Here is a 23,582-nt window from a genome sequence, read left to right as displayed (position 1 = left end):
GCACGAGTTTCTTAACAAATCAGATAGTTTAGTAGAGAAGATTATTTGGTGTATACAGCATTTCGTTGTTTTATATTTCGTATGGCCTTTTCATAGGAATATTCTAGCTCATCCACAATTTCTGAAATAGTTTGAATCTCTTTAATAGGACCAATTCCTTGTCCAGCACCCCAAATATCTTTCCATGCTTTTGCCTCTGTTTGCAGCTTATTAAAATCAATTTCCTGTTTCGGTTTTAAGTTAGTTGGGTCTAACCCTGCTTTTGTAATACTCGGGATAAGGTAATTAGCATGTACTCCACTAAAAGCATCCGTATAAATAATATCTTCAATAGCAGATTCAACAATCATTTGCTTATAATCTTGAGAAGCTTCACTTTCTTTTGACGGAATAAATCGCGTCCCCATATAAACAAAATCTGCTCCAAGTACTTCAGAAGCTAGAATATCTTCTCCTTTTGACATTCCACCAGCTAAGATAACCGGACCTGAAAAGAAAGATCGAACCTCATGCAGAAATGATATCGGATTTAGCTGCCCTGCATGACCACCTGCACCACTTGCTACTAAAACAAGTCCATCTGCTCCTTTTTCTATTGCTTTTTTAGCAAATTTGATATCAATGACATCTGAAAAAACAATTCCACCATATTCATGAGCAATTTTCACAACTGGACTAGGATCACCTAAAGAAGTAATAACAATTGGCGGTTGATATTTTTCTATTAATTGTAAATCCTCCGTATAACGCTTATTAGAACGATGCGTTATAAAATTTATTCCCCACGGAGCAATTTTTTTATTTGGATTATCTTTTTTCATCTCCTCTAACTCGTTCGTAATTTGTTCCATCCAATCCTCCAATATTTCTTTTGTTCTTGCATTTAATGCAGGAAATGTCCCTACAATCCCTGCTGCACAAGCTTCTGTGACCATTTTAGGACTAGAAACTAAAAACATTGGTGCCATAACGACAGGTAAACGCATAGAAGCTTTCATTTCTTGGATTGCTTCGTTAACCATCATTTTTACTCCCCCTTTTGTCTGTATTTAGACCTACCACCCAAAGTAATCGCTTTCAGTAGCGCGTCTAGCAAATTTACTATGAGCATTAAATCCATCGTATGATTACTGATAATTCTAATAATTATTCCAATAATTGTCAAGACTTTTTATGCATAAATGCCTATGGCTTACAAACGTACTCCTCTAAAAAAACAGCATAGTGCCAATGCATATAAGAGGTATTTTATATGCACAAATAATAATTGGTCGCTAGCGCTCTCGGCAGTCATGATGGCTTTTTATTCGATTGAAACGATAACTACTTCATAGCAAAAATAGCACTTATAATCTAATGGCTTGATAGCGTATCAGATAACCGCTCTATATCTTTTGAAAAAACGCGATCTTTGGTAATCCTTGGCACAAATTCTCTATATTTCTTCCATTTATCTCTCGTTCTTGGAGCCATCTTATCAACTCCCCTATATTCTACAGCTTCAAGAGCACAAATACATTCTATAGCAATGACTTTTCGCAAATTATCAATAATTATTTTCGCATGTCTAGCTCCGATAGTTCCCATACTTACATGATCTTCCTGATTAGCAGAAGAAGGAATAGAATCCACACTAGCTGGATGCGCCAACGTCTTGTTTTCTGATACTAAGGAGGCAGCAACATATTGCATAATCATAGTTCCTGATTCGAGTCCTGGTGATGGGCTAAGGAAAGCTGGCAAATCATTTAACTGTGGGTTAACTAACCTTTCCACCCTACGCTCAGAAATATTTGCTAACTCAGCAACTGCAATTTTCAAAAAATCCATTGCTAAAGCAATTGGCTGCCCGTGAAAATTCCCGCCTGAAACGATCAACTTTCCATCATTTAAAATTAACGGATTATCTGTGGCTGCATTGATTTCTATCTCTAACTTCTCTTTCACATAATCCAATGCCTGCCATGAAGCTCCATGAACTTGTGGGATGCACCGTAATGAATACGCATCCTGTACTCGTTTTTCACCTTGACGTGTAATTAACTTGCTTCCTTTAAGCCACTCCCTCATTCGCTCTGCTACAGCTGTCTGTTGAGGGTAACCCCGCACTTCATGAACGGCTGGATGAAATGCATCGATAATACCTTCAAGCCCTTCCATCGTCATTGCTGCAATCCATTCACTATCAAACGCTAGTTTTTCCGTTTCAATATAATTCATCACACCTACTGCCACCATTGCTTGCGTTCCATTAATTAACGCAAGCCCTTCCTTAGACTGTAACATGATTGGGACTATTTCTTTTTCTGAGAAAACCATTTCTGTAGACCTTATTTCACCGTTCTTACCGAAAACGTTGCCTTCTCCTATCAACACTAAAGCTACATGCGCAAGTGGAGCTAAATCACCTGAAGCCCCTAATGATCCTTGTTGAGGAATAACTGGATGAACTTGTTTGTTAATCAGCTCTGCTAGTAAGTGTACCAATGTTGGCCTAACACCAGAAAAACCTTTCACTAGAGCATTTAGTCGCAGTAATAGCATAGCCCGAGAAATTGTTTCAGAAAAAGGCTCGCCAACTCCACAAGCATGCGAACGAATTAAGTTCAACTGTAAATCGCTTACGTCATCATTATTAATAATAACGTCACTAAGTTTCCCAAATCCTGTATTTATGCCGTAAACTGTTTTCTGATTTGCTACTATTTGATCGACGCTATTACGACTAGCTTTCACTTTTTCCATGCTTTCTTTGCATATAGATATATCTTCCATATTAACACAAACACGCCTCACTTCATCGACCGTTAATGAATGACCTGTTAATTCCACCATACGTACTCCCCCTTTTGAAATGTCTTTGTTAAACTGTATCTTCAAGTAGTGGGGTTTTCCTTCATCCCAAAACTTGTGCATAAGAGAAACTTGGCATTTTCCTTTTTTTATGACGAAAGCCGAAGTTTATACCCCTTTGGCCTTTATGCTTTCTTATAGTACAACAAAAAAGAGGTAATAATGGCAGATAAAACTAGCCATCATCACCTCTACTTAGCTAACGACTATAGGTAATGATTATATATGATTAATTCCTAAGCCAATTGCTTCGTGTTCCAGTCCTTTTATGGGCGCTCCAATTGTCCCATAAAAGGCTACCGCTATCCACTCGCCTTCTTGTTCAAGCTCATACGGCTTTCCGCGTACGACAGCAAAGCGCAAACCAACCGTTCGCATCATTTCTCCAAGCGCCCACTGCCCTCGTGTCACACCTTCAAGCGCTTCCAATATAGCATGATATAATGCATGCGTTTCACGGTAAAGCTTTCCTTCAATCATTCCACTCCGTTTAACAGCGGTTTCTACAGAGGAAATAACCTTCTGTAATTCCATTGACCCTACTTTCCCCTCACAAACCTGCACCGTTTCAAAAGCAGATGAGAAGTAAGTACGTTCTTCCTCATCCAGCATGACATGTAAAGTTGCAATCTTACCAATACGCAAATGGTTATTCATGATTAGTACATACCCCTAAGCCGACATCTTTTCTAATAACTAATAGCTATCTTCAGTATATGCGTTCTCCAATAATTTCGTCAAGATTGTGAAAACGAAGCGTAATATTATTTTTTACTTTTAACAAAAACTGTACATTCTCATCAATTCCAATTACTTAGTAATACACTAAATGTCTATCTTCCACAACAATTCCCCCATTTTTAATCACTGTATCTACATGATTCATCCCATACTGATAGGATAATGTTAAGTAGTTAGGTACATCAAAAATCGTTATATCTGCTTTTTTACCAACTTCTAAACTACCAACCTCTTTTGCACAGTCAATAGCGTGAGCAGCATTTATTGTTGTTGCCGTAAGCACCTCTTCTGGTGTCATTTCCATCTTTAAACAACCTAAATTCATAATAAATGGCAATGATAATGTTGGAGAGGATCCTGGATTAGCATCCGTTGATAATGCAACAGCAACCCCATTATCAATCATCTTCCGTGCATCTGCAAATGCCGCCATTAGGAAAAAAGCAGTGCCAGGCAGAAGAACACCAACGACATCATTTTCTGCCATTTTATTCATTCCTATTTCAGAAGCTTTTAACAAATGATCTGCAGAAATAGCACCTACTTCCGCAGCTAACTCTGCTCCACCGTATGGCTCAATTTCATCCGCATGAATTTTAGGTATAAGGCCATATTGCTTTCCTGCTTCTAAAATTCGTCTGGATTGATCAGGCGTAAATACACCACGCTCACAAAAAACATCGTTAAACACTGCTAAATTACGCTTGGCTACTTCTGGAAGCATTTCATGAATCACTTTATCGACAAATTTTTCCGGGTGGTTTTTTTCTGTAATTGGAATTGCATGCGCCCCCATAAATGTAGATACAATATCCATGACATGATCCATATTTAACTGCTGCGCTACTTCCAATTGCTTTAATTCGTGTTCTGTTGTAAGACCATAGCCACTTTTCGCTTCAATTGTTGTCACACCATGTAATAGAAACGTATCTAACCTTTTTTTTGCCGCTTGATAGAGTTGTTCAAAATCTGCTTTCTGCGTCGCTTCTGTCGTTGCATGAATTCCACCGCCTGCATGCATAATATCCATATACGTCTTTCCTTTTAGTCGCATTGCATACTCATTTTCTCTCGTTCCAGCATGTACAAGATGTGTATGTGGATCAATAAGCCCAGGTGTGACAATTTTTCCTGTTGCATGAATTTCTTTCGCATTTCTAACTACGTCTGGATAATTGTTTTTTATTTCTGCTTCCGTACCTACTGCTATTATTTCTCCGTCTTGAGCTAACACACTTCCATTCTCAACAATGCTTAATTGCTTCATCGCTTCTTTTTTAGCTGGTTTATCTGTATGACCTTGCATCGTAATTACCTGCGCGGCATTTTTCACAAATAGAGAGTTTGACATCTATAACGCCCCTTTATAGCATATTTTTTCTATTTTGTATGGATTGCATAGCTTCTGCAATAAAATAAGCAGCTAATTTTACTGTTTTATTATTTTCATCAACAACAGGGTTTACCTCGGAAATATCCATACTAAGTACATTCGGTTTGGCTACTATATACCGTATCAAGTCTCTAACTATTTTAGGTTCTAACCCAAGCGGAGATGGAGCGCTCACACCTGGAGCTGCAGTTGCTTCCACCGCGTCCATACATAAAGTGAAGATAATATAATCATGCTGTTTCGTAAAATCGTCTATCACTTTTATAGTTTGGCTATCATTGGCTACGTCCTCAGCAAAAATATAATTACTTTGATACTGAGCTGCTTCTTGAAAAAGAGCTTGCGTATTTCCCCATTTTTGAATACCTAAACATAAATACCCTGCATACTTATCTTGCTCCAATATTTGTTTAAACATCGTACCTGAAGTTGGCGGAAAATCATTTCGTAAATCAAAATGGGCATCCATATTGATTATCCCCAGTTTCGTTGTTTGATTGGCATATTGACGTGCCCCAAGATAATGTCCATATAATGTTTCATGTCCTCCACCAAGTATAATTGGTGTGGATTGTGCTCGTAGTAAATAATGCATGTATTTCCCTAATTCTTCTTGTGATGCTTCTAATTGTTGATCTATACAACTTACATTCCCTACGTCAAATAGAGACAATTTTTCTAAATGGTAGGCTAAATTTGCCAGTACAGATCTAATTTCATATGGCGCTTTTGCCGCACCGACTCGACCTTTATTTCTACGAACACCTTCATCAGAAGAGAACCCAAGCAAAGCTATGGATTCCTTTAAATCATTATCTTGTTTACATGATGCAATGTCTTTTAATTGAATAGCTTGGTGAAACCGAAAGTAAGCTGGATCTGTCGCATGATCAACCCTTCCAGACCACCATTGTTTTTCTGTCATCGAGTACATGTTTCAACCACCTTTCAGATGCTTTGTGACAAAAGCTATTGTTCTATACGAAAACCCTTTATTTCTCTATGGGAGCACACTGATCATGGTTAGAAAAATTTTGCTTGTCACCAATCTGATGACGAAAAAACGCTGTCGTTTATTTAACGATAAACTTTAAAATTTGTATAAAAAGGAAAATCTCAGCAGTTCAAATTCTTCGACTATACTTCGGAATCCATCATCGGAATGTGAATTCCTTTCTCTTTTGCTGTTTCAATGGCAATATCATATCCAGCGTCCACATGCCTCGCTACTCCCATGCCAGGATCAGTGATTAAAACCCGCTTTATTTTTTCAGCTGCTTCTTTCGTGCCATCTGCTACAATAACTTGACCCGCATGCTGTGAATATCCCATACCAACACCACCACCATGATGTACGCTAACCCAACTAGCACCACCTGCCGTATTAAGGAGTGCATTCAATATTGGCCAATCAGAAACGGCATCACTTCCATCTTTCATCCCTTCTGTCTCTCGATTTGGAGAAGCTACCGACCCTGAATCAAGATGATCACGACCGAATACAATAGGAGCTTTCATTTCCCCTGTGGCAACCAGCTTGTTAACTTCTAAAGCAAAACGATGACGATCTCCATATCCGAGCCAGCAGATGCGAGAAGGAAGCCCTTGCCATTGTATCATTTTTTGTGCCATATTTATCCACTTTACAAGAGACGCATCTTCAGCAAACATTTCTTTAACTAGACGGTCCGTACGATAAATATCCTCTGGATCACCTGAAAGCGCTGCCCAACGAAATGGCCCTTTCCCTTCACAAAATAACGGACGGATATAAGCAGGAACAAAGCCAGGAAAATCAAAAGCATTTTCAACTCCCATTTCTTTCGCATAAGCCCGAATATTATTACCATAATCAAACACTTCAGAACCAGATGCTTGAAAATCCAACATTGCCTGAACATGAACACCCATAGCAGCTTTTGCCTTTTCTTCATAAGCTTTAGGGTCATTCTTTCGTAATACCAAGGCTTGTTCGAAACGCATTCCATTTGGTATATATCCATTTATTGGGTCATGCGCGCTCGTTTGATCTGTTACAATATCTGGGACGATTCCCTTTTCATAAATAGCTGGAAATATATCAGCACAATTACCAACAAGACCAATGGAAACAGCTTCCCTTTTTTGGCGATATTTATTCACTAGCTGTAAAGCCTCGTCTATGTCGGTAACCAAGTAATCACAATAGCCCTCATTTATTTTGCGTTCAATTCGTTTTCTTTCTACTTCGACTACAAGCGTAACCGCTCCAGCCATTTTCCCTGCTAATGGTTGCGCACCACTCATACCTCCCATGCCGCCTGTTAAAATAAGTCTTCCGGATAAATCTGCCGATCCAAACGCTTTTTTGCCAGCTTCTACAAAGCTCAAATAAGTTCCTTGTAAAATGCCTTGTGCCCCAATATATATCCAACTACCAGCTGTCATTTGCCCATACATCATAAGGCCTTCACTTTCCAATTTATAAAAGTGATCCCAATTTGCCCAACTGGGCACGATATTTGAGTTTGCGATTAATACACGAGGTGCATGGTCATGTGTTTTAAATACAGCTACAGGCTTTCCAGATTGTACAATTAGTGTCTCATCGTTTTCCAGCTTTTTCAACGTAGCAATTATTTGATGGAAAGATTCCCAATTCCTTGCTGCTTTGCCTATCCCACCATAGACAACTAATTCATCTGGATTTTCTGCCACTTGTGGGTCTAAATTATTCATTAACATCCTCATTGCTGCTTCTTGCTGCCAACCTTTACATGTTAATTCCGACCCCGTAGGTGCCTTAATAACTTGATTTGTCTTCATCGTAACATCTCCCCTTTATATTCTTTATGAAGGAATCATTTTAATAAGTGACTAGCGATAACAATTTTTTGTATTTGAGACGTGCCTTCAAATATTTCTAATATTCGTTGATCGCGATAATATCTTTCTACCGGAAATTCTTTCATATATCCATAACCGCCATGAATTTGAACTGCTTTATGTACAATTCTTTGACTCGCTTCAGACGTTATTAATTTCGCAATAGCTGCTTCTTGAGAAATTCTTCCTCCGTTATCTTTTAATGAAGCTGCGTAATACGTGTACATACGAGATACTTCTAAATCAGCTTTCATTTCAGCCATCATCCACTGCACACCTTGATATTCCGCAATGGGGTTGCCAAATGCTGGCCTTTCTTTAGCATATTGAACTGCTGCATCTAAGGCAGCTTGTGATAAACCTACAGCCATCGCCGCAATGCCTATCCTTCCCCTATCCACAACTTGCATAGCAAGCTTAAAACCATCCCCCTCTTCTCCCAAAAGATTTTCTTTTGGTATTCGACAGTTTTCAAAAATCACTTCATCTGTGGTTGCTCCCCTAATCCCCATTTTGTCATCCCCTACTCCAAACGAGAGCCCTTCTGTTCCGTTTTCTACTATAAAAGCACTAATGCCTTTATTTCCTTTTGATGTATCCGTTTTTGCATAAACAACAATAATATCAGCGTATTTACCATTAGTAATAAAATGTTTCATACCGTTTAAAACATAATCATCCCCATCCTTTACGGCTGTCGTTTTCATGGAACCTACATCTGTTCCTCCAATCGGTTCTGTTAACCCAAATGCAAATAGCTTTTCACCTTTACAACCAGGGGTTAAGTACTCCTTTTTTTGTTCAACACTCCCAGCTAAGAATAAACCATCAACTCCTAAATAATGGGCTGTTAATATGGAACCAGTTGCTGCACAGCCATATGTTATTTCTTCAACTGCTATTGCTTCCGTTATAGAGTCAGCACCTACACCGCCAAATTCTTCTGGGTATGCTATTCCTAACAATCCAAGTTCCCCCATAGACTTTATGTGCTCCAAAGGGAATGCATTCTTCTCATCCAACTCTTTTGCGCGGGGCGCCAATACATTTTTCGCATATTCATGAACCATGCTTCGAATACTTATTTGTTCCTCCGTATACCCAAAGTTCATTTCATCATCTCCTTATATTTTTCAAGTATAGCTTCTGTATGCTCTCCAAGCTCTGGTGCTCGCTGCATATTCGTTTGTTTTAAGCTTGATAACTTAATAGGATTCCCGGGTATTTTAAACAACCCATGATCTAATTGGTTTACATCTACAAGCATATTTCTCTCTTTTATATAGGCACTTTCAGAAATATCTTTAATGTCGTGTATAACAGAACAAGGTATTCCCCCTTGTTCAAGTAAAGCTGCTGCCTCTGTTGCAGTGTATTGACATAACCAATTTTCTATTTCAACTTTTAATAATTCTTGGTAATTCTGTCTATTATTATCTGTACGAAATCGTTCATCCTCTAGCATATCTTCTCGATGAATGAATATAGCAAATCTTTCAAACAATGATTCATTAGCAATAGCAATAGCTAAATATCCTTCTTTTGATTGATATATATCAAACGGTGCACTTATCGGGTGCCGATTTCCAATACGTTGTGGAATATTTTTTTCTACGGTATACCGCATCACATTACTCTCCAATAATGCATATATCGAGTCTACCATCGCCACATCAATTTGCTGCCCTTCGCCCGTTCGCTCTCTATGAAATAAAGCAGTAGTGATACCAATCGTTGCATTTAAACCAGCACTAGTATCTCCTAAAGAAGCGCCAACTCGAGTCGGTGGTGAATCGGGATAACCATTAATACTCATTATGCCTCCTGCTGCTTGTGCAATAAGATCATAGGCAGGCTTATTACTCCAGACACCTTCTTGTCCAAAACCGGAAATAGAAGCATAAATTATATCTGGTTTGATAGCTTTTAAAGACGCGTAATCTAAATTAAATTTGCGCATAATTCCAGGTCTAAAATTTTCAATTACGACATCTACATCTTTCACCATTTCCTTTAATAAACAAATAGAGTCAGGGTCTTTTAAGTTTAGTTCAACGCTCTTTTTTCCAGTATTTAAACAAACAAAATAGCCACTTAACCCATTTTGAAATGGACCAAAAGAACGTGTATCGTCTCCTTGCCCTGTTCTTTCTATTTTTATAACTTCAGCACCGAAATCTGCTAGTATTTTTGTAGCAAATGGGCCAGCTAAAACCCTTGTAAAATCTAACACTTTTATTCCCTCTAATGGTTTCACAGTAAAACCGTCCCCCTTTTATTTAAATTTAGAAAAACTCCTATAGTGTAAAAAAGCTTTTTCTTAAAACTACTCTTTTCAAAAAATGAACTTTGCTATAGGTATGATGATAACTAACGTTAGCACAACTCTCTGAAACCATATAATAATCATCTTAGATATCGGTATTGGTATATCCGTTGAAATAATGACAGGGATGACTGCTGAAAAAAATAAAATGGATGATACGGAAAGTACAGCAACTATAAATCTAGTTGCAAGCTCAGCTTCCACCACAAGTAAAGATGGTAAAAATATCTCTGAAATGGAAATAGCAGCAGCTTTCGCCGTTAATAGAGCTTCAGGTGCTTGTAAGAGCCATGTAATTGGAACAAAAATATAAGCCAACCAATCAAATAGTGGTGTATAATAGGCAAGTACTAAACCAAGTAGACCTACAGACATTATGGAAGGGAGCGTATTCATTGTCATCATTAATCCTTCTTTTAAATGCGCAACTACACTAGTAAATATACTAGGAGCTCGATTTGCCGCATGAATGCCTTCTTTCCATCCATGATATAATCGATTCTTTTTGATAATCGTTTCTGGATTTCCTTTTCCGCTAATGTACGTATTCTTTATCCTACTTAAGGGCCAAATTCTTACTGTAATAGCTGTTACAACAAACGTTATGATTAAAGACATCCAAAAGTACAAGTTCCAAAAATCCATTAGATTTAACGTATTTGCAATAACTATCATGAACGTAACAGAAACTGTAGAAAAGCCAGTAGCAATAATGGAAGCCTCTCGAATTGTGTATTTACCCTGATTAAAGACTCGATTTGTTACTAATAAACCTATCGAATAACTACCGACAAACGATGCAACTGCATCAATTGCTGAGCGTCCTGGAGTTTTAAAAACAGGGCGCATAATTGCTTGCATAAATACGCCAACGAACTCTAAAAATCCATAGTTAACAAGTAATGCTAAAAACATAGCTCCTATGGGTATTAAAATACCAACAGGTATGATTAATTGCTGTAATAAAAATGGCCCGAGATCAGGATGAAAGAGCCAAGCTGGCCCAACATTCCATACAAGCATGGTTCCAAAAACAAACCCAACAACTTTAAATAAAGTAAGGATTACATTAATAAAACTATTTTTCCATGTCTTATTAGCTATTGGATATACAGCCCCAAGGAAAAGAATGAGAACAATATAACTATGTATGACAAACATGGGGAGGGTAGTTTCAATTCCATTTACAATATGGTCGAGTAAAATCGATGATTCTCCTCCAAATGGTATGGGAACAAAGAAAGAAATGATCCCAAACAAACTGAATAGCACAAACTTCCAAGCGGCTCTTTTATCCGATAACGATTGCTCCTCTCGAATTTTTGTTTTTTCCATTGCTTAACCCCCAGAACTAATAATGCGCTTACATTTTTATTATTTTCTTTATTATATTTTTTCTGATATCATTAAAAAAGAGATTTTTTTACGAACTTTAGCATATTTTTATTACTCAATTCGATATAGCAATTCCTTTGTAGCAATACTATTTTATAGTTAGGATTTTTTATTGAAAGCAGAAAAACTAGGCATGCCTCCAATCTTATACTACAGCCTAATTAAGATGTTCAATACGTTAAGGAAAGGGTCTAGATTATGGATATTTTAATTATTGATCGAGATGAAACCGAAAGAACTGGAATGGAATGGTTTATTCGTTCCAACCAGCTGCCATTTGAGCATATTCTTCATGCAAGGAATATCAAACAAGCAAATATGCTTTTAAGCAAAGGAAAACCGCATGTTGTCATACTTGAACTGGAATTGCTTTCTCCTACTAATTTTGCAGCTTTTGCTATGAACATTCGCAGGTATTCCAAAAGCTTAATTACAACAACAGCAGAGCCTGTCTTTGAAAGAGCCTCGCAAGCTATTGAACTGCAAAGCAAATCACTACTTGTCAAACCACTTAACCTTACACTATTAAAAAAAGCACTAACAAACGCAACAAAAATAGAGCACAGCAGTCAGTCTATGGAATACATTTCAAGAAGTCACGAAATATACCATTCCTTATTTTTAAAAACTTCTTTATCAGATCCTGTTCAGCCCATTTTTTTGCTAATGGAACCAGAAAAGCAAGCACACATACAGGATTTATTTACATGGTTATACAATAATAGCCCATCATTTAAAATTGAACTTTACCCACTGCATAACCGAATTGTTTGTTTAGCGTATGTCAGGTATCCGTATACAATGGAGAACATCAAATTCGAAGTCTCAAAAATAATGCAGTTATGGAGAGAAGCATTTGACTTCAACATAAATATCGCTATTTATAAAAACGAGAAGGATCATATCGATCTGCATCAAGCCTATACAGTGACAAGAACTGTGCTCAACATGAGATTTTACAAAGGGTTTAATCAGGTATTTGTAGTTGATCAAGTTCACACCTTCTCATCTTTCGACCCTTTTTTAACTTCTGATGAACAGAGATTTTGGATGGAGAGCTTAGAAAAAGGAGATATTGAGAGTATTAAAGATTATTTATATCAAACGTTTACAAGACCATTTAACAATTATCCCGAACCAGAGATTGTACGAATTCAACTTACAAGTGTTCTTGCACAGGTGCGACGGTTTATTAATAACTGTAAATTATCTAAAATAGAAGTTGTGGAAGAAGCTTATCACCATACGTTTCAAATCATTTTAAATCATCCAGTTCTGTACACAATTGTGCAAGAATTCATTCTGTTTTGTATCAATATCATCAAACATGCTCAAGTTCAAAAGCAAAAGCGAGAATTTAATTATTTAGAAAGGTCGCTTTTGTATTTAGAACATCATTTTAATAATGTAAATCTTCGCCTAGAAGATTTAGCGAATCACCTAGAAATCAGCCCCAATTACTTAAGTCATTTACTTTCAATGGAGAATAAACCATTCAAAAAAATTGTAAATGAATTCAGAATAAATAGCGCAAAAAAACTTTTACTCCATACAAATGAAACCATCTATAACATAAGCAATTCGGTCGGCTTTAAAGACCAAAATTACTTTTCCAGAGTTTTTAAGCAATTCAACAATACATCACCAAAAGAATATAGAAGGTCACATCAAACGCAGCCAAGAACAAAGGCGCAAGCGCCCGTTCAGCAACGTAGCGACTGGAACGAATCAACTGAGATAAAGGAATCACGGTGAGGAACGAACCGATGATGACTTATCGTAGGGCGATTTCGTGAAGTAGCCTAGTTGCTGGGCGCTGGAGCCGGACGTGGCTAAATAACTTAGTAAGTTTATCCACAGCTGCTAAATTTTATAACTTCCTAGACCATTAAAAACGACCAGTTCCAATAAAAGAACTGGTCGGTCGTATTATTTATCTTACAGGCCACAATTGCCGTATTTTGTAATAAAAAGTTTTAAACCACCACTTCGCTAAGTGGGTGTTTGCAGAAACTGTCCTGTCTTCCGCTCGAAGACGGCACGACATTAAAGCTTCGATATAAAACTCCCTATTCATTCATTAGAGGTTAAAACTAAATAAAATACGTACATTGCAGCTTGTAAATTTATTATACCACCGCTAACAAAAAAATCAATGAAAAAAGCAACGGATGATCAAATGAACCACAAAAATTACACTTATTTTTCAAAAGCTGTTCACAGATGCTTAGATTAGGAATCAATAGCCCTGCAATTTATCTCCTATTAGATCTTCGTATTTTTCTTTTTCGCCCTATCTTCTAGTTGCGTTTTTGGACGATGATCTTTTTTATCTTCAGACAGACCTTGGGGATTGACACTACTTTGAGCGCGCTTAGAACGATATGCATGTTGCTCTTCTTTCACGGATCACACCTCCTACTCCTACTACAATAGTGTGATCCAAGCAGCAACTTCCTATGCAGTTATCTTTATTTCAAACAAAGAAGATTTAAGTAAGAAAAATCTGTTTATATTGACGTATTTTCTTTTTCTTTGGTGCATGATACCCATGATGAAAAATCTTACCACTTTGTATATGATACATAGCTAATAAGCCTTCTATTGTATGCTGCTTACTTTCATTTAAAGATTTAGAAAAAAGTTTTGCTGCAACACGGGCATCTTCTAAAGCATGATGATGTTCAAAAGGGATTTGATGGAAGGCAGCCAATGTATCCAATTTATGATTATGTAGCTGTGGCCATACTTGTTTTGCAAGCATAACTGTACATAGATAATTCAAGTCAGGGTATGTTAACCCAAAACGATCTAATGTATTTCTTAGTACACTCATATCAAAGCTCGCATTATGAGCAATAACCATACCTTGCTGTAAGTATGTAGAAAGGACTGGCCAAACATCTGTAAAAGTTGGAGCATAACGAACATGTTCTGGCGTAATACCATGTATTCGTATGTTCATTGCTCGAAAATCTGTAAGCGGATTGATCAAACTATAGTACTCATCCACTATTTGTGTCCCATCTGATACAACGATGCCAACTGCACAAGGGCTTGTCCGTTTTTCGTTAGCCGTTTCAAAATCAATTGATACTAGAGTCATATTAGAATCCACCTTCATCCTTAAAACTTAAACTATTTATCGTGAACTAAATCCATTTAATTAGAACTATTAATAAGCGGGTAGATTGGAGATCACATGCCTTTACTAAGCTCGCAACAGTTAACTATGCCGACATAATTTATCCTCATATTACTATAGCATAGTCATTCACTTCGTTGATCATGACATCTACAGACAAGCTACATAACGCTTCAAGCTATTTCAAACTATGAAATCTCCAAAATATCCCACGCTGTAATAATACCTAATAATTTGGCTGAAGGTTCACCATTCGAAGTGATGAGCAAGGCTTCTAATCGCTTGCCCCTACTTGTATGTTCTTTAAACATTTCAATTGCTTCATACAAAGTAGTGTCCTGGGCAATAAACTTCGAATTCTCATTGTTTTCAAAAGGAAAAATATCTTTTAAGTGATAACTGCTTTTTAACATTTCACCTTGTTGATCTATGCTCGCCAACCAATTCGTAATTCCTTTTTGGGTAAGCAAACCTCGGTACACTTTACCTTCATAAATTGGGAATTTGGACAATCTTTTTTCATGAATAACCTTTAACAATTTATTTAATTCATCATTACTTTGAAAACAATATACATACTTTTGAAACGTAGGAATAACGAGTTTAGGCTTTCTTAGCTCCTCTTCAATCCATTCAATTCTTTCAACAATTTCATCGTGTGGTTCAGCTATGGCATAAGTCATATCCACTTTATTATGCACGATTGCATTTCTGAGTTCCGCAAACTCAAGCAAATCATCACTGTATTGGCTCACTAATGCATTTGAATTCCGCAGAATTTTTACTGTTTTAGAAAAGCTTACATCCTTTTTATGTATCATGAAAGAACGGAGCATCTTTTCAATTCGATTAAAAGAAGTTAAGAATCGATCTGAGTTTTTGTACATATATCTTTCTCCTCTTATTTGATATCAACTTTCCTTTTATTGTATACGTGCTGCAACAAATGACAAAGCTGTACGATATTCCAACTCCAAAGCTACTTGTAGGAAGCACCATACTAAATATACACGGTTTCAGAATAGATGGATTGAATTTTTTCCACAATTGCTTTTTCTCCATCTTCTTGGTAAGAAACGTGCTCATCAGCAAATCGTGACAATTGATCGTGATCGTCAATCATAATTGCCTGTGCAGCATGTTGGAACATGGAGATATCATTCGCATCATTGCCAAAAGCTATATAACTGTTCGGCTTTATACCTAATACTTGTAACGCACTCCACTTATCAATATTTCTTGGACTTACGTCAATCAGTTGTTCATTACGATGTTCGTGAACAGTTATGTCCAAGTGCTGTAATTGAGTGAATAAAATTTCGTAATCCTTCATCGTAATGAATAATATTTTTACTACAGAGGAAAGTTGATCAACGGCTACATGTTGAGCTAATTTTCCTTGATCCAGATTGTGTACAATCGGATGATCCTTTGGGCCTGTATACACATAGTCCCAATCACTATCCATTAAGAAAGTCGCTTCCTGCTCCTCAATTAGCTTTAAAATGACATGTAGCTGTTGATTGGTAAATGTTTGGGCGTGTAATAGCTTATTATCTTGATAAATCAGTGCACCATTTCCACCAATGAGCGTATAAGAATGAAAATCTTTAGGAAGCACTGGAAGCATATCCCTGATTGGTCTAGCCGATGCAAAGATAACGTCATTTTTATTTAACTGTTTTAAACATTGGACAATCGTATTTGAAAGTGGTTTACCGTTGAAACATATCGTTCCGTCTAAATCAAACACAAACTTCATGGTTACACCTCGCTATCATCTATACTTTCCATTATAAACTATTTTTCAGGAACGAAAACAAAAAATAGTTAGCTAATCTAATTAGCGACGCTCTATTCTTACACTATAGGCAAGTATAGAAGTTTTAAGGGTTATAGAAAAACTTAAGCTATCACCATTCTTTATGACAAAGGATTCATGAAGCTTTTTAGAAAAACGAAAAATCTATTGCCAATTCATTTGAGTAGAAGCCTTCATTTTACTCATAGTAAGGTATACCCCTAAATTTTTATCCTTTTCTATAGTGTAAAAAATCTTATAATTTTATACTTATCTACAGTCAATAAATTTAAAACAAATAGCTTAAATTTATTGACAATATATAAAGTTCTGCTATGCTGTTAACTATTATTCAGAAAAAATATCAAAATAAAGCAACTAGTTTGAAAGGAGATAATCATGCAACCCGATCAACATCTACTTAGAATTCCTGGCCCAACACCCATTCCACCTAGTGTAGAACGTGCAATGGCACAGCCTATGATTGGACACCGAGGACAGGAAATGAAAGAGCTCTTAAAGATTGTAAAGGAAAAATTAAAACCTATCTTTGGTACAAAAGAGGATGTACTTATTTATACTGCAAGTGGTACCGCAGCATTAGAAACAGCAGTCGTAAATACCGTACAACCGGAAGAAGAAGTGCTTGTAATTGTCACAGGCGCATTTGGTGAACGTTTTACAAAAATTTGTGATGAGTATCACATTGAAACCCATAAATACTTGGTCCCTTGGGGGGAAGCAGCTGATCCGAAACAACTAGCATCTTTATTGCAACAACATCCCAATATTAAAGCAGTGTTTGCGACTTTCTGTGAAACTTCTACAGCCGTATTAAATCCAATTAAGCAACTTGCAGAAGTCGTGCACAATGAATCTGAAGCACTATTTATCGTTGACGGCGTCTCTTGTATTGGGGGAACAGAAACAAAAATGGATGAATGGGGATTAGACGTCGTTGTAACCGGATCGCAAAAAGCAATGATGCTCCCTGCAGGGCTAGCTTTTATAGCTGCAAGCAAACGTGCCTGGGACGTTATTGAAAAAAATCCACATGCTAGATTTTATTTAGATATGCGCAGGTATCGTCTTAAACTTCAAGAAGATTCGACTCCCTTCACACCAGCAGTATCCTTACTACAAGGCTTAAAACAAGCCCTTACCCTCGTGGAGGAAGAAGGATTAGAAAATATTTTCTATCGCCATGAGATGATGAAGAATATGACTCGGGAAGCATTTAAAGCTTTATCCATTCCATTGCTTACATCGGATAAAAATGCTTCCCCAACAGTTACTGCTGTAAAACCAGGAGATTTTGCACCTGAAGACTTACGAAAGATCGTTAAAAGTGATTTCGGTTTAACTTTAGCGGGAGGACAGCAGCATTTAAAAGGACAAATTTTTCGAATTGGACATATGGGCTACTGTTCCCCTGCTGATGTGTTACAAGTAATAAGCATTATTGAAATTGGTTTACAACATATTGGTAAACACGTAGAGCTTGGAACAGGCGTACAAGCTGCCCAAGCTACCTATTTGAAAATGAAGGGTTGATACCAAATTTTAAATAGATTTCATCCTTTCTAAAATGAAAAATACATTGTACCATATAATAAATTTATCTGAGGATATGGATATGTAAGTTGCCTCATAGATTCTATTGCTGTAAAACAAACCATGCTATATATAATAAAACGAATTACACTGGGAGGAAGACGAAAGATGGGATTTAGAGTATTAATTGCTGATCCTTTAAGCCAAGAAGGAATTACCCCTTTATTAGAATCGGAAGAGATTCAATTAGATATTGGAATAGAATGGACAAATACGGAACTGTTTGAACGAATTTCAGAATATGACGCCTTAATAGTTAGAAGTCAAACACAAGTAACGCGTGCACTCATTGCGAAAGCAACCCATTTAAAAATCATTGGCAGAGCTGGTGTGGGTGTTGATAATATTGATCTAGATGCTGCAACAGAGCAAGGAATCATTGTTGTAAACGCACCAAATGGTAATACAAATTCAGCAGCTGAACATACAATGGCAATGATGATGGCTTTATCTAGAAAAATTCCACAAGCATATTTATCTTTAAAAAACAAACAATGGGATCGGAAAAAATATATTGGCAAAGAGCTAAAAAATAAGACTTTAGGCATCATTGGATTTGGTCGTATCGGAGCAGAAGTCGCCTACCGAGCGAAAGGACAACGGATGCGTATAATTGCATACGACCCGTTTTTAACAGAAGAACAAGCAAGTAAATTAGGTATTAAAAAAGGTTCCCTTGAAAGTGTTTATGCGCAAGCGGATCTCATTACCATTCACACGCCATTATTAAAGGAAACGCGATATCTTTTAAATCAACAAGCCTTCGAAGCAATGAAGGACGGTGTTTACATTATTAATTGTGCTCGAGGTGGAATCATTGATGAAGCGGCACTGTATGATGCTATCCAAAATAAAAAAGTTGCTGGAGCTGCTCTCGATGTATTTGAAGAAGAACCATTTTATGAACACCGTTTATTAGAATTACCTGAAATAATTGCTACTCCTCATTTAGGCGCAAGTACGGTAGAAGCACAAGAAAGTGTTGCGATAGATGTTAGTGAAGATGTCATTCGCTTCATGCGTGGAGAGGCTGTTCATAATCCTGTCAATCTTCCTTCTATTCCGCGAGAAGCTTTAACAGAAATTAAGCCATATTTCCTCTTAGCTGAAAAGCTTGGCCAATTTCTTATTCATTTAGCAAATGAACCGATTCAAGAAATTAACCTTTATTATTCTGGGGATGTGGCTAAAACAAAGATTGGTCCAATTACGAGGAATGCAGTGAAAGGACTGTTAGCTCGCCATTTAGGTGATCATGTAAATGATGTAAATGCCCTTTACCTCGCAGAAAAAAGAGGCTTAACTATTCATGAAAACATGACTTCTTCCACGCAAGGATTTACAAACTTAATGCGTGTAGAAATAGTAACTAAATCTGAAAAGAAAAGCGTTGCCGGTACACTGCTTAATGGATTAGGCCCTAGAATTGTTAAAGTAGATCCTTATAGTGTTGATGTAACTCCAAAAGGACATCTTTTAGTTATCCACCATCAAGACCAACCAGGCGTTATTGGTAAAATGGGCAGCCTGCTAGCTACAAAGGAGATAAACATTGCAACCATGCAAGTAGATCGTGCCAATGTTGGTGGAAATGCTATTATGGTTATGACAGTAGACAGACATATAGAAAAGATAGAGTTAGAAGCATTAGAACAGCTTGAAGAAATTCATAAAGCTATTTCTATCGATTTATAATACATTATATTTTTGCGCTCATGTTGAAGATCAGCAACTACTATATAACAAAAGCCGAACAATTAAATGCTAGTTGTTTGGCTTTTGTTGTACCATGAGAAGCGTTCAATGTTCGTATTCTCCCCCTACCTAGCACGAAAAAACTGCTACCAAAGATCGTTTTTTTAACCTATTTTCCTAGGACTCACCAATGAATAGCCCCCAACAGGTCATCCTCAGCGTTTGTAAACTACGAAACATTAAATTGACAATTCTTTCATTTCTAATTAAAATGAATTTTACTATTTTATTTTTTTACAGAAAGGAGCTTTTGCATGACAGAAATATCTAAAAAAGATATTAGCTTTTGGTGGGCACTTACACCTCTTTGTGTGATGATTACTTCCATGATACTTACCATTGTTGCTTTTCAAGGAGAACCCCACGTGCCACTCATTATTGGCACAGGAACAGCCGCGCTTGTAGCTTGGAAACAAGGCTATTCATGGAAAGAAATAGAAGAGATGATGTTTCGCGGCATACGATTAGCCCTACCGGCCATTATCATTATTATGCTTGTTGGATTAACTATTGGTGCTTGGATTGGTGGTGGTATTGTTGCCACCATGATTTATTACGGTTTAAAGATCATATCACCGTCTATTTTTTTGGTAACGATTACAATTATATGCGCTGTTGTAGCTTTAACCGTTGGCAGCTCTTGGGCAACAATGGGGACGATTGGGGTTGCTGGCATGGGAATAGGAATGAGTATGGGAATCCCAGCTCCTATAGTTGCAGGTGCAGTTATTTCAGGCTCTTACTTTGGAGATAAAATGTCCCCTTTATCAGACACTACGAATCTAGCTTCAGGTTTGACAAATACAGATTTATTCGTTCATATTAAACATATGCTATATACAACAGTACCAAGTTTGATCATTGCTTTACTCGTTTTTAATTACATAGGAAGAGACTTCGGAAAAGATGCCATTGAGAATGAAAGAATTACGCAAACCATCTTAGACATGCAGGCGAATTTTGTCATGTCTCCATATCTTTTGCTTATACCGCTACTTGTCATCGTACTGGTTATGTTCAAAGTACCCGCTGTGCCTGCTATCGCAACCGGAATCGTTATGGGCTTTTTCTCGCAAATATTCGTACAAGGAGACGACCCATCCTACGCGCTACAAGTGTTGCAAAATGGCTACACGATAGATACAAGCAACGAAATGGTTTCTGAATTATTTAATCGCGGTGGACTGATGTCTATGATGTATACTGTGTCAATGACCATTGTCGCTATGACTTTTGGAGGGATCATGGAATATTCGGGGATGCTAAAAGCGATGATGGATCAACTATTAAAATTCATAAAATCAACTGGGAATTTAATTGCATCTACATTGGGAGCAGCTTTTTTAACGAATGCAACATGTTCTGAGCAGTATATTTCCATTGTCGTTCCATCTAGAATGTTTGCTACCGTATATAAAAAGAAAGGCTTACATTCGAAGAACTTATCAAGATCTTTAGAGGATGGCGGAACATTAACTTCTGTCTTTATTCCTTGGAATACTTGTGGGGTCTTCATCTACACAACGCTAGATGTGCATGCCTTTAGTTATGCACCTTATGCTATTTTAAATTTCACCGTACCAATTATTGCCTTGATTTATGCCTATACTGGGTTCACCATTACAAAAATTGAAAAAACAGATCGCTCTCAGCAGACGACATTGATTAGTAAAAAATCTATGTAAGCCTTTAAACCAAATGTAGCTATCATTAAGCTTTTATGGCGACAAAACGCCGTTATACTCACACTATAAATATTTTAAAATTTATACTTTTCAATCAAATGAACAAAAATCTAAATAAAAGAAGGGGATTGCATGCATACATCGATTATTACTACAGGGAAATTACCTTTGCATGGTCAAGCTTTTTTCGTTCGTTTTTTACATAAAGAAGATATACATGAGATCTTACATTTGCAGACAATGGTTAAAAATGCCTTGGAAGTGCCAGATTTTCTTCAACCCTTAACAGCAGAGGAATATAAATCTATTTTGGGAGGCTGTGGTTCTATCATTGGGGTCTTTGTTAATAACAAGTTAATTGCATTTCGTGCTATGCTCATTCCCAAAATGAATGATCCCGAACATTTAGGAATAGACCTGCGGCTAAACGAATATCAACGTAAAAAAATGCTTTATTCAGAAATATCAAATGTTCATCCTGCGTTTCGAGGCAATCGGCTGCAAAGCTACATGGGGAGATTATTATTTGATCAAATTGATCAGCAATCCTTCCGCTATGTAGCTACGACTGTTGCTCCATTAAATATTGCTAGCTTAAAAGACAAGCTTGCTTTAGGGATGGCTATTTGTTCGCTCAAAGAAAAATACAATGGTAAATTACGCTACATCCTATTTCGTGATTTGCATACAACCGATGATACTCCATTTTATTGTGACAAACAGGAAGTAAACATACAAGATATTACAAAACAACAGCAATTGATTAAGAAAGGATACAGGGGAATTTCGCTACAAGAAAAAGAACAGATGTATTGGGTATGTTTCATTAAAGAACAAAGGCGCTGGAGCCCCGTTTAGCAATGTAGCGAGTGGAACGAAGCAACGAAAGTTTTAGGAATCATGCTCCTGCAACAGGAGTATGCCCGCGCCCTCTGGCAAGCCCGTCTTTAGTCGGCCTTCCTATTTAGAACGAACCGATGATGACTTATCTTAGGGCAATGGAGTGACGTCGCCTAGTTGCTGGGGCGCTGGAGCAGACGTGGCTAAATAACTTAGTATGTTTATCCACAGCTGCTAAATTTTATAAATTGCCATTTATTTGGCGACAGCCTTTCTTTTGCTTATAACCTAACCCTAAAATTTTTTCAAATTTTGAAAGTGCCTTTTGCTTTCCCAAGCCTGTTATAAACAACATCTAATACTTGTAATAAGTCATCTACTTCAAAAGTGGGGCATTCGTTACTGTCTATATGATTCCAATTTATCCATATAGAAGCCATCTCACTTTTGAAGGCCCCTACTATATCTGTATTTAAATTATCACCAACCATGACTGCTTCGGAAGCGTCTACCTCTAATTTTTCCAACATATGTTGAAAAATGGCTGGATCAGGCTTCCCACTCCCAAATGCGCCTGAAACAACGATTTCATCAAAGTAAGGCTTCAATTGAGGCGTCATATCAAGTTTCGTCTGTTGTAAACTCGGTGAACCATTTGTTAATAAACCTAATTTATAATCTGCACGTAATGCGTTTAACACTTTAAATGTACTAGAAAATACAATCGGTTTCTGTTTTCTCACCTTAGGAAATGCTTCCGCTAACGTTTCCGCTAATTGTTCATCTAAGAACCCAGTTTTTTCCAACCCTCGTTTCCAGGCTGATTTTCGGTATTCAGGGGCAATTTGCTGTAATTTGTCAAACTCTCTTCCGCCATCATCAAAGTCTCCCCAAAGCCCCTCAAAAGGATTAATCCCAATCATTTGTGTAAATGCATACGTCGGAAAAGACGCATACAAGGCACGTGCTTCTGTTCTCACATTCTGCTCTAAACGTTCGGGATCAATTTGCGGATACACATCTCTCGCCATATTACAGGTTGCCCGAAAAGATTCAGCAACACTTTTCTTATCCCATAAGAGTGTATCGTCCAAATCAAAAATAATTGCTTTAACCATCCATACATCTCCTTTTTGTCTTACATACAATAATGTAAAGTATACAAC

19 protein-coding genes are annotated in these 23,582 nt (G+C 37.2%); 5 read left to right on the top strand and 14 right to left on the bottom strand.

Annotated elements, in window-relative coordinates:
• Positions 1-41: 41 nt before the first annotated feature.
• The 9 genes from BUB45_RS04900 to BUB45_RS04860 form a co-directional block, all read right to left on the bottom strand.
• On the bottom strand, positions 42-1,022 hold the full coding sequence (locus BUB45_RS04900) for an NAD(P)H-dependent flavin oxidoreductase (RefSeq protein ID WP_073006207.1): 981 nt from the start codon (positions 1,020-1,022) through the stop codon (positions 42-44).
• Between the two features lie 331 nt (positions 1,023-1,353).
• Positions 1,354-2,835 (bottom strand): histidine ammonia-lyase, encoded by a 1,482-nt coding sequence (hutH, locus tag BUB45_RS04895; RefSeq protein WP_073005903.1) that lies wholly within the window; start codon positions 2,833-2,835, stop codon positions 1,354-1,356.
• A 237-nt stretch (positions 2,836-3,072) separates the two neighbouring features.
• A complete protein-coding gene (hutP, locus tag BUB45_RS04890) occupies positions 3,073-3,510 on the bottom strand; it encodes a histidine utilization transcription antiterminator HutP (RefSeq protein WP_073005902.1) in 438 nt (145 codons plus the stop codon).
• 157 nt (positions 3,511-3,667) lie between these two features.
• A complete protein-coding gene (gene hutI / locus BUB45_RS04885) occupies positions 3,668-4,948 on the bottom strand; it encodes an imidazolonepropionase (RefSeq protein ID WP_073005900.1) in 1,281 nt (426 codons plus the stop codon).
• Positions 4,949-4,961: 13 nt separating this feature from the next.
• Positions 4,962-5,924 carry a formimidoylglutamase gene (gene hutG, locus BUB45_RS04880; protein ID WP_073005898.1) on the bottom strand — a complete coding sequence of 321 codons (963 nt, stop codon included), beginning with the start codon at positions 5,922-5,924 and terminating at the stop codon, positions 4,962-4,964.
• 203 nt (positions 5,925-6,127) lie between these two features.
• A complete protein-coding gene (gene hutU, locus BUB45_RS04875) occupies positions 6,128-7,795 on the bottom strand; it encodes a urocanate hydratase (protein WP_073005897.1) in 1,668 nt (555 codons plus the stop codon).
• 35 nt (positions 7,796-7,830) lie between these two features.
• Positions 7,831-8,967 (bottom strand): acyl-CoA dehydrogenase family protein, encoded by a 1,137-nt coding sequence (locus BUB45_RS04870; RefSeq protein WP_073005895.1) that lies wholly within the window; start codon positions 8,965-8,967, stop codon positions 7,831-7,833.
• On the bottom strand, positions 8,964-10,112 hold the full coding sequence (locus tag BUB45_RS04865; RefSeq protein ID WP_073005893.1) for a CaiB/BaiF CoA transferase family protein: 1,149 nt from the start codon (positions 10,110-10,112) through the stop codon (positions 8,964-8,966). The genes BUB45_RS04870 and BUB45_RS04865 overlap by 4 nt, the downstream gene beginning before the upstream one ends.
• Positions 10,113-10,190: 78 nt before the next feature.
• Positions 10,191-11,516, bottom strand: a complete 1,326-nt coding sequence (locus BUB45_RS04860; RefSeq protein WP_073005891.1) for a YjiH family protein — start codon at positions 11,514-11,516, stop codon at positions 10,191-10,193.
• A 258-nt stretch (positions 11,517-11,774) separates the two neighbouring features.
• On the opposite strand from BUB45_RS04860, the gene BUB45_RS04855 reads away from it, so the two are divergent.
• Entirely contained in the window at positions 11,775-13,331 is a 1,557-nt protein-coding gene (locus BUB45_RS04855; RefSeq protein WP_073005890.1) for a helix-turn-helix domain-containing protein, read from the top strand.
• Positions 13,332-13,841: 510 nt separating this feature from the next.
• On the opposite strand, the gene sspL is transcribed toward BUB45_RS04855, so the two are convergent.
• The 4 genes from sspL to BUB45_RS04830 form a co-directional block, all read right to left on the bottom strand.
• Positions 13,842-13,982: a small, acid-soluble spore protein L gene (sspL, locus tag BUB45_RS04845; RefSeq protein WP_073005888.1), complete on the bottom strand. Its 141-nt coding sequence runs from the start codon at positions 13,980-13,982 to the stop codon at positions 13,842-13,844.
• A gap of 85 nt (positions 13,983-14,067) precedes the next feature.
• Complete coding sequence (locus BUB45_RS04840) at positions 14,068-14,682, bottom strand: 3'-5' exonuclease (protein WP_073005886.1); 615 nt, start codon at positions 14,680-14,682, stop codon at positions 14,068-14,070.
• A gap of 227 nt (positions 14,683-14,909) precedes the next feature.
• Positions 14,910-15,608, bottom strand: a complete 699-nt coding sequence (locus BUB45_RS04835; RefSeq protein ID WP_073005884.1) for a CBS domain-containing protein — start codon at positions 15,606-15,608, stop codon at positions 14,910-14,912.
• A 113-nt stretch (positions 15,609-15,721) separates the two neighbouring features.
• The gene (locus BUB45_RS04830) at positions 15,722-16,483 is read right to left on the bottom strand and encodes an HAD-IIB family hydrolase (RefSeq protein ID WP_073005882.1); all 762 of its coding nucleotides are present in this window, start codon (positions 16,481-16,483) and stop codon (positions 15,722-15,724) included.
• 438 nt (positions 16,484-16,921) lie between these two features.
• Here BUB45_RS04830 and BUB45_RS04825 point away from each other — a divergent pair, with 438 nt between their 5' ends.
• From BUB45_RS04825 to BUB45_RS04810, 4 genes are all read left to right on the top strand, one after another.
• A complete protein-coding gene (locus BUB45_RS04825; RefSeq protein WP_073005880.1) occupies positions 16,922-18,076 on the top strand; it encodes a pyridoxal-phosphate-dependent aminotransferase family protein in 1,155 nt (384 codons plus the stop codon).
• 168 nt (positions 18,077-18,244) lie between these two features.
• Positions 18,245-19,831 carry a phosphoglycerate dehydrogenase gene (serA, locus tag BUB45_RS04820; RefSeq protein ID WP_073005878.1) on the top strand — a complete coding sequence of 529 codons (1,587 nt, stop codon included), beginning with the start codon at positions 18,245-18,247 and terminating at the stop codon, positions 19,829-19,831.
• 314 nt (positions 19,832-20,145) lie between these two features.
• Positions 20,146-21,576 (top strand): Na+/H+ antiporter NhaC, encoded by a 1,431-nt coding sequence (nhaC, locus tag BUB45_RS04815; protein ID WP_073005877.1) that lies wholly within the window; start codon positions 20,146-20,148, stop codon positions 21,574-21,576.
• Between the two features lie 132 nt (positions 21,577-21,708).
• Complete coding sequence (locus BUB45_RS04810) at positions 21,709-22,434, top strand: hypothetical protein (RefSeq protein ID WP_073005875.1); 726 nt, start codon at positions 21,709-21,711, stop codon at positions 22,432-22,434.
• A gap of 287 nt (positions 22,435-22,721) precedes the next feature.
• Here the strand turns inward: BUB45_RS04810 and BUB45_RS04805 are convergent, their stop codons facing one another.
• Complete coding sequence (locus BUB45_RS04805) at positions 22,722-23,534, bottom strand: HAD family hydrolase (protein ID WP_073005873.1); 813 nt, start codon at positions 23,532-23,534, stop codon at positions 22,722-22,724.
• Positions 23,535-23,582: the final 48 nt, after the last annotated feature.

The organism is Virgibacillus chiguensis (assembly GCF_900129865.1).
Lineage (GTDB): Bacteria > Bacillota > Bacilli > Bacillales > Amphibacillaceae > Virgibacillus > Virgibacillus chiguensis.
Note: the sequence above shows the minus strand (reverse complement) of the source record. Positions and strands in the feature narration are given on the sequence as shown.

Excerpts from the sequence above, each read along its gene's own strand:
- BUB45_RS04840 (WP_073005886.1), bottom strand. The coding sequence starts at position 14,682 with ATGACTCTAGTATCAATTGATTTTGAAACGGCTAACGAAAAACGGACA.
- BUB45_RS04870 (WP_073005895.1), bottom strand. The coding sequence starts at position 8,967 with ATGAACTTTGGGTATACGGAGGAACAAATAAGTATTCGAAGCATGGTT.
- hutI (WP_073005900.1), bottom strand. The coding sequence starts at position 4,948 with ATGTCAAACTCTCTATTTGTGAAAAATGCCGCGCAGGTAATTACGATG.
- BUB45_RS04830 (WP_073005882.1), bottom strand. The coding sequence starts at position 16,483 with ATGAAGTTTGTGTTTGATTTAGACGGAACGATATGTTTCAACGGTAAA.
- BUB45_RS04855 (WP_073005890.1), top strand. The coding sequence starts at position 11,775 with ATGGATATTTTAATTATTGATCGAGATGAAACCGAAAGAACTGGAATG.
- serA (WP_073005878.1), top strand. The coding sequence starts at position 18,245 with ATGGGATTTAGAGTATTAATTGCTGATCCTTTAAGCCAAGAAGGAATT.
- hutP (WP_073005902.1), bottom strand. The coding sequence starts at position 3,510 with ATGAATAACCATTTGCGTATTGGTAAGATTGCAACTTTACATGTCATG.
- BUB45_RS04810 (WP_073005875.1), top strand. The coding sequence starts at position 21,709 with ATGCATACATCGATTATTACTACAGGGAAATTACCTTTGCATGGTCAA.
- BUB45_RS04900 (WP_073006207.1), bottom strand. The coding sequence starts at position 1,022 with ATGGTTAACGAAGCAATCCAAGAAATGAAAGCTTCTATGCGTTTACCT.
- BUB45_RS04805 (WP_073005873.1), bottom strand. The coding sequence starts at position 23,534 with ATGGTTAAAGCAATTATTTTTGATTTGGACGATACACTCTTATGGGAT.
- nhaC (WP_073005877.1), top strand. The coding sequence starts at position 20,146 with ATGACAGAAATATCTAAAAAAGATATTAGCTTTTGGTGGGCACTTACA.
- BUB45_RS04860 (WP_073005891.1), bottom strand. The coding sequence starts at position 11,516 with ATGGAAAAAACAAAAATTCGAGAGGAGCAATCGTTATCGGATAAAAGA.
- BUB45_RS04835 (WP_073005884.1), bottom strand. The coding sequence starts at position 15,608 with ATGTACAAAAACTCAGATCGATTCTTAACTTCTTTTAATCGAATTGAA.
- hutG (WP_073005898.1), bottom strand. The coding sequence starts at position 5,924 with ATGTACTCGATGACAGAAAAACAATGGTGGTCTGGAAGGGTTGATCAT.
- hutH (WP_073005903.1), bottom strand. The coding sequence starts at position 2,835 with ATGGTGGAATTAACAGGTCATTCATTAACGGTCGATGAAGTGAGGCGT.
- hutU (WP_073005897.1), bottom strand. The coding sequence starts at position 7,795 with ATGAAGACAAATCAAGTTATTAAGGCACCTACGGGGTCGGAATTAACA.
- BUB45_RS04825 (WP_073005880.1), top strand. The coding sequence starts at position 16,922 with ATGCAACCCGATCAACATCTACTTAGAATTCCTGGCCCAACACCCATT.